The 6,222-nt window shown below is 55.0% G+C and carries 5 protein-coding genes; all 5 read right to left on the bottom strand.

Annotated elements, in window-relative coordinates:
* Positions 1-341 (bottom strand): SpoIIAA family protein (locus WA354_RS08380; protein WP_472812550.1); only part of this gene is annotated, 341 nt, incomplete at its 3' end.
* A gap of 263 nt (positions 342-604) precedes the next feature.
* Positions 605-1,381, bottom strand: a complete 777-nt coding sequence (locus WA354_RS08375) for an HAD-IIB family hydrolase (RefSeq protein WP_472812549.1) — start codon at positions 1,379-1,381, stop codon at positions 605-607.
* Positions 1,382-1,630: 249 nt separating this feature from the next.
* On the bottom strand, positions 1,631-1,822 hold the full coding sequence (locus WA354_RS08370; protein WP_472812548.1) for a hypothetical protein: 192 nt from the start codon (positions 1,820-1,822) through the stop codon (positions 1,631-1,633).
* Between the two features lie 97 nt (positions 1,823-1,919).
* Positions 1,920-4,508 (bottom strand): alpha-glucan family phosphorylase, encoded by a 2,589-nt coding sequence (gene glgP, locus WA354_RS08365; protein ID WP_472812547.1) that lies wholly within the window; start codon positions 4,506-4,508, stop codon positions 1,920-1,922.
* 28 nt (positions 4,509-4,536) lie between these two features.
* Positions 4,537-6,222 (bottom strand): phosphoketolase family protein (locus WA354_RS08360; RefSeq protein WP_472812546.1); only part of this gene is annotated, 1,686 nt, incomplete at its 5' end.

Here is a 6,222-nt window from a genome sequence, read left to right as displayed (position 1 = left end):
GCCGAATCAGCCTCCGACGCTGCGAACGATCTCACAGCGGCCGGCATAAGGAAGCCGAACAAATGCACCGTCTGCTTGATCCACTCCACATCGGTAACGACCGCTACCCGCTCCCAGCGCGATAGGTGTTCGATTCCGACTCTGAAATCCTCCCAGATCGCACCCGGATCGATGCCGGCGAAGTCGCCGGCTGTCTCATAGTAAAGTCGGACCTTGTTCTGACTCCTGAGCGCATCAATGACGGATGGAATCAGAACGGAATCGTAGTCCGCTTTCGTGACGCGTCCGCTGCAAACAAACGCGAGAACATTCTCGGGAAAGGATTTTAACCGCTCAATCATGGGGCACTCTCCATGCTACGTGTTTTCCACTTTTGCTTGGAAGAATACAAAAGAACGCTGAAAAATTGGATGCCAGCCTTCGTTCAAGAGTGAGCCACTACGTCGGAGTGAAAAGCAGGCAATTCGCTTATGCCGAGTCGGCATCTCGGTACCTGCCGGTAGGTGGTCGGGTAAGGCAGGGTGCAGGAGACATTCGAGTTCCAATGGATTGCCCCGCCCCGGCTCCCTCATCGTCGCTGGCCGTTGAAACTGGAAGTCAACCATCAATCCACCTTGCAAGTTCGCGCTTGTTGATCGTCTCCCAGGCAAGCGATGATCGCTTCGATCACGCGCTTCGTTTCAGTGGGGCTTTTAACGGGAATTGAAATGACACCTGCCTGTTCGGCAGGGTAGTCATTTCCACCTGGGAATAAGGCGTCCCCGACATAGATCATCTCTTGCGTTGAAATGTGGAGAATATCGCGCAGTTTCCTGATCCCGTATGCCTTGTCAATGCCGGGCTTGGTAACGTCGATAGAGGTTGCGCCGCCGAGGCGGACCGAAAACTCCGGAATGAGAGTGTCGAGGATCGTTTTGATCTTCTTCCGCTTGGCAAAATCAGCGTCCCACTTCACTTTCTCTTCCAGTGGGGCCTGCTGGCCCAGCGAGGAATAAGTTATCTGGCTTCCCCGATCCTCGATTGTCTCTCCCCAGGTTTTCTCGACAGCGAAGCCCGCGGTCTCTACGGCTTTGCTCAAAGAAGTAACGATCTTCACTTTCTCGTCTGCAGTGAAGTCTTCCGCGTAGAGCTTCTTCCATGCTCCGTTGAATTGAAAGAATTGCGTTCCACAAGTGGGGAGAATTGAGAGCTTTGCTAGGAGGTCATCGCATGGAAGGTGGGAGAGTACTTGCTTTTCAAACTGGAGCCACGCGCCCCCCGAGATGATCGCCACCCTGGCGACACCGAGCAGGTAATGCAAGAGCGATGCCATCTCAGAGTCAAGGGGCGATTTGCTCGCAGCGAGCGTTCCGTCAAGGTCAAAAACAATCAGCTTCTTCATTCATCTCCAACTCTCAAGCTCTACTAAGTCGTGGTTGAACTTCACGCAAAGACGTCTTTGCACTTTACTGAATCCCCTTCTATCGAGGTATCACAACCTCAAGGCAGAGCACTTCTCCGCCGAATCGCGAAGTACACTCTCCTACGGCTGCCTGTAAAAGGTAGGCGCTGCCCTTGTGCTTAGAAATAAGACTTAGCCGTGCTTTACCCGCCTAAACTGTCTTTGTTCGAGTTGGCCAGCGAGCGCGCCTTACGGCAACCGGTGCCCGTGTGGCACCCATGCCAGGTCGCCGCTCATTACATAAACGGCAAGCGCCGCTGCCATAAGTATCGCACCTAACCAGAAACGCCAGTCACGATGCATCCGCCTCCAGTAGGGACCAGGACCGGGCTCACCTTTGTCGCCGCTGTTTCCTTCACGATTGTGTTTGCTTCCCGTCATCTCTTCTCCATCTCCGCCGAGTATTCGCCGTGACGAGCGGCCCTGTTGCAATCTGCGTGGTGATACAAAGCCTGCTGCCTCGGATTCGCGTCAAATTTTAATGTTGCCAAAGAATCTGCCCAGCTTCCAAAGGAACAGAAACATTCGCGAGATGAGGAATGATCCGCACCGTGTAGTCGCTTGATGCGCGAGTTGCGGAAACCTGAGCCGAATAAGTGAGCATTCCTCGCGAGTCCGCACCGGGTTCCGACGTGTTCATAGATTCAATCGCGGGTTTACAGCCGCGATTTGAGTTCGCATAGAGTTCCACTCTTATTTGATCGGGATTGAGTTTGCCCAGAGAAACCTTGACTTGAAAGAAATGCTGACCGTCATGAGTATCGACCCGCACCGCGCCAAAGGCTACCGCATTCCAATGCCGATCTAACTCTTGTCTCCAATGGAGCACGACCAAACCTTGCTTGCTGTCTTCCGCCGCACGTTCCTGGTAATTTGAAGCGGCTGGCAGATAGTGATTTTCGGTGTATTCGCGGATGGCTCGAGAGGCAGAAAACTCTGGAGTGAGCCTTGCCATGCTCTCGCGGATGCGTCCCAGCCATTTGGGCGACATACTTGCTTCATCCCGCTGGTAGAACTCAGGTACTACGTCACTTTCCAGCAGGGCATAAAGATCCTCTGCCTCCTCGGCGTCCCATGCTGGATCGTCGCCATGCTCCTGTCCGTCCCCAATGGCCCAGCCAACTTCGGGAGAATAGGCTTCCGCCCACCAGCCATCTAACTCGGAAAGATTAAGGCCACCGTTGACGAGGACCTTCATTCCGCTTGTTCCGCAGGCTTCCCACGGCCGTCGGGGCGTGTTGATCCACAGATCGACTCCCTGAACCATTTCCTGTGCCAGCAACATATCGTAGTCATTCAGGAAAACAACACGGCCCTGGGCCTCTGGACGTTTGATGAAGTCCTTCCATTGTTTGATCAGCGCTTGCCCGGGCTGGTCTTGCGGATGAGCCTTGCCGGCGAGAATCAACTGAACTGGACGCTGCGGATTCGAAAGAAGGCGAATCAGTCTCTCAGGGTCGTGCAACAGAAGACTAGGTCGCTTGTATGTGGCAAATCGACGCGCGAATCCCATCGTGAGTATATTCTCGTCAAAAATGCTGCTCGCATCCGACGATCCTCGACCTTCCGCGGCGAGCTGAAGCACGTAACGTTCACGCATATGGCCGATCATCATCTTTCGACCAGATTTGCGCAGTTGCCACAATTGATTATTCGTGAGCTGGCGTATATCGTCTTCGGCTGGACGATCCCCGCGCCAGCGTTTCTGGCCACAAGCTGAGGTCCAGAGCGCATCAGCCGCTGCTGAATCCCACGTCGGCACGTGTATTCCATTGGTGACGGAGCCAATGGGTACTTCTTCCTGAGGCCATCGCGGAAAAAGCGGCCTGAAGATTTGTTGGCTCACTTGTCGATGTAGCTTGCTCACGCCATTCACTTGGCCGCTGGCACGGAGTGCGAGGTACGCCATGTTGAAGGGTTCTGCAGGGTCGCTCGCATTCTGTCGGCCCATCGCGAGCAAGTCTTCAACCGGAATGGCGAGTTCATCGAGGGCATAATGGCAAAGATACTGGCGAATTAGATCGGGATGGAAGCGGTCAAATCCTGCGCTGACCGCCGTGTGCGTAGTGAACAAGTTCCCAGCTCGTGTAACGTTCAGGGCAACATCGAACGGTTGCTTGCAGTCCTCCATGTAGGAGCGGGCGCGCTCAAGGGTAGCGAACGCCGCATGGCCCTCGTTGAGGTGGCATACCTCAGGCCGTAAGCCTAACGCTCGCAGCAGGCGCCAGCCACCGATCCCGAGAACGATCTCCTGCTTCAGGCGCATCTCCGCATCGCCGCCATAAAGCTCGCTCGTTATGCCGCGGTGAGCCGCTGAGTTCGAAAAGTCGTTGGTGTCGAGCAGGTACAGCTTTGTTCTCCCAACGGAAACCTCCCAACAACGCAGCCAGATCTTCCCGTCCGGCATTCGGATCTGCAACCGTAGCCATTCGCCGTTAGGTTGTCGCAGTGGCCGAATGGGCAATTGCCCCGGATCGTTGACCGGATAGAGTGCCTGCTGGCGTCCATCCGAATCGAAGTCCTGGCGGAAATATCCCTGGCCGTAGAGCAAGCCGACACCGACCACCGGAACCCCCAGGTCGCTGGCCGCTTTCAACTGGTCGCCCGCCACGTTGCCCAGTCCGCCTGAGTAGATCGGAAGCGCTTCGCTCAACATGAATTCCATGCTGAAGTAGGCGATCGAAGTGAGCACTACATTCGGATGCTTGTTCTGGAACCATGCGTCCGCGCTGTACGATGTCCGATTGCGGTTTAGCAAAGAATCGAGACGCTGACGAAACTCCGGGTGGCTCAGTACATCTTTAATCTTCTCTTTGGAAACCGTCCGCAAAATGACCCAGGGATTTTGTGTTGCGGTCCAGAGTTCTTTGTCGAGCCCTTGCCATAATTCGTCCGCTGCATGATTCCACGACCAGTGGAGATTGAGCGCTAACTCAACCAGTGCATCGAATCCATCGATCCTTGACCAATCGAAATGTGCTTTCGGATCATTCAATGTGTCTCCCTGTCTTGCGGAGTTCAGGAAGCGGAGAGTGTCTTCGCCAATACCCTTCTGGCGATAACCCACCTCCGCTTCAATTTCGGCAGCTCGCGGTTTAGCTGTCTGTGAACATGGCCTTTTGAGGATGTCCCTTGGCCAACGGAGCAGGCGCAGAGGATTCGCTGAAGTCCGCTGTCCACTGCCAGTTCCTGATCTCGGGCATATCCTCAAGGTGCTCACGAATGTAGTCGTGATGTTCGGTGAGTTTCTTGCCGAATAGCTGGATTGCGCCGGCAGCCTGCACACGAAGTCGGGGAATGTGCTTCAGAGCGTCCAATGCAAGATGGAAGCGGCTCATCTCGTTCAGCACGACCATGTCGAACGGGGTAGTGGTTGTTCCCTCGTCAATATAGCCATGCACATGGAAGCGGCCCTCATTGGCGCGTCCATGAACCAGCGTATGAATGAGCCACCGATTGTTGTGGAAGGCGAAAATTACGGGAGCCTTTTCGGTGAAGAGCGCATTGAAGGACATCTCGTCCATCCCATGCGGATGCTTGTCTGGATACATCAGAGTCATCAGGTCAACTACATTGACAACACGAACCCTGATTTCAGGGACGTACTTCTGCAAAAGCCACGATGTTGCGCAGATTTCGATCGTTGGCACGTCGCCGGCGCAGGCCAGAACGACATCCGGCTCTCCGCCCTCGTCATTGGTTGCAAACTTCCACGTCGATGCGCCGCGCGAACAATGCTCCAGAGCTTCATCCATGTTCAGCCACTGCAGTTGCGGCTGCTTTCCGCAAGTGACGATGTTCACGTAGTTGCGGCTCCGCAGGCAATGATCGAATACGCTCAGCAGGCAATTGCTGTCCGGCGGATAGTAGACCCGAATGGTGTCGCTTCTGCGTGCAAGCGCGTTATCCACAAAGCCGGTGGCCTGGTGGCTGAATCCGTTGTGATCATTGCGCCATGCGTGGCTTGTAAGCAAAACATTCAAAGATGCTATTGGCTTGCGCCATGGATACTCGCGGGATTGCTCAAGCCACTTGGCATGCTGCGTGAGCATGGAATCGACCACCTGCGCGAAAGCCTCATAGGAGGACCACATGCCATGCCGTCCGGTAAGCAGGTAGCCTTCCAGCCATCCTTCGCACAGATGTTCGCTCAAGACTTCCAACACGCGGCCATCGGGGCTGAGTTCGTCATCGATCGAGACAAGCTCTGCCATGGAGCAGCGTTTTGTCGCCTCGAAGATGGAATTCAGCCTATTGGAGTTGGTTTCATCGGGACAGAACATGCGAAAGTTCGCGAGATTCATCCTGAAAATATCACGGAAGAAATCGCCAAGCTTGCGCGGGGCCTCAGCGAGAACCTTGCCCGGTCCGGGGATTTCGAGTGCATAATCTGTGAAATCGGGCAGTGCGAGCGTAATGAGCGATCGCCCGCCATTTACATGGGGGTTGCCGCCCATGCGTCGGTTGCCGCGGGGCGCGAGCACCGCCAATTCTTCAATGAACTTGCCATCCTTGTCGAAGAGTTCCTGCGGCTTGTAGCTTCTCATCCACGCTTCAAGAACTTTGAGATGCTCGGGATTCTCGCGAACCGTTGCAAGTGGAACCTGGTGTGCGCGGAAGGTACCCTCGATTGGGATTCCATCCACTTCCTTGGGACAAGTCCACCCCTTGGGCGTGCGCAGAATGATCATGGGCCAGACGGGCTGCTTCTTGAATCCGTTCTCGCGGGCTTCCTGTTGAATCGATCGAATCTCCGCGTAGCAATCGTCCATCGCCTGAGC

Source organism: Occallatibacter sp. (genome assembly GCF_049802275.1).
Classification (GTDB): domain Bacteria; phylum Acidobacteriota; class Terriglobia; order Terriglobales; family Acidobacteriaceae; genus Telmatobacter.
This window is presented reverse-complemented; position numbering and strand designations above follow the sequence as displayed.